Consider the following 378-nt stretch of genomic DNA (forward strand, 5'->3'; position numbering starts at 1 on the left):
GGCGGGGAGCGGCGCGGACGGGAGCCGGGAGCGTCGTCCCGGCGGCAGTCAGGGCCGCGACGGCGAGCGCGGACAGCCGCAGGAACCGCTGGTGGGTCTCGGTGTGGGCGGCCATGACCTCCTGGTGCAGCGCGGCGACCCGCAGACTCTGCTGGGCGACCGCGGCCCCGGCCCCCGTCGTCCCCGGCCCGACGGTGTCCTCGGCAGGCGACCGGGGCCGGGACCGCTGTTCGGCGGCGGGGGAGCGCCCGGCAGGCACAGCCGGGGCGACGATGTGACCGGGACCCGGGCCCGGCGCGGCGGGACGAGCGGGACTGCGCTCCGGTACCGGGGCGAGCTCGGGTGCCCGGGGCAGCACGGTCACCGGGGGGTCCAGGG

1 protein-coding gene is annotated in these 378 nt (G+C 80.4%); it reads right to left on the reverse strand.

What is annotated here, in order from left to right; translation table 11 throughout:
* Positions 1-259 (reverse strand): hypothetical protein (locus E0D90_RS26125; RefSeq protein WP_438827459.1); only part of this gene is annotated, 259 nt, incomplete at its 3' end.
* Positions 260-378 lie beyond the last annotated feature (119 nt).

Source organism: Streptomyces otsuchiensis, assembly GCF_004305975.1.
In the GTDB taxonomy this organism is placed as follows: Bacteria; Actinomycetota; Actinomycetes; order Streptomycetales; family Streptomycetaceae; genus Streptomyces; species Streptomyces otsuchiensis.